The following is a 369-nucleotide window of genomic DNA, read 5'->3' as shown; positions in this document are numbered from 1 at the left end:
CAGCGCCAGACCGGTCAGCAGGACGTCATCCACACCCGCCCGGAAGACCGCGGGAACACTCGTCAGCAGCGGCTCCGCCACCTCAACCGGGACACGGACCCGGAGACTGTCCACGGTGGACATCACATCCACCGCCGGATCCAGCGCACGGCTGCCGATGACCGGATCCGGCACCTGCAGCGTCCGCCGCCACCAGTCCAGCTCCGCCGCCCGCTCCGGCCGGCCCGCCTCCTCCACCAGCGCGTGCGCCCAGCGCCGCACCGACGTCCCCACCGCCGGCAGCACCGGCACCCGGCCCGCCCGCACCTGCTGCCAGGCAGCCGCCAGATCCGGCACCAGCACCCGCCACGTCACCCCGTCCACCACCAG

1 protein-coding gene is annotated in these 369 nt (G+C 74.5%); it reads right to left on the bottom strand.

The features are described from left to right. Positions 1-369 (bottom strand): condensation domain-containing protein (locus IE312_RS43670; protein ID WP_229900944.1); only part of this gene is annotated, 369 nt, incomplete at both ends.

This window comes from Streptomyces capoamus (genome assembly GCF_014654935.1).
Classification (GTDB): domain Bacteria; phylum Actinomycetota; class Actinomycetes; order Streptomycetales; family Streptomycetaceae; genus Streptomyces; species Streptomyces capoamus.
Note: the sequence above shows the minus strand (reverse complement) of the source record. Positions and strands in the feature narration are given on the sequence as shown.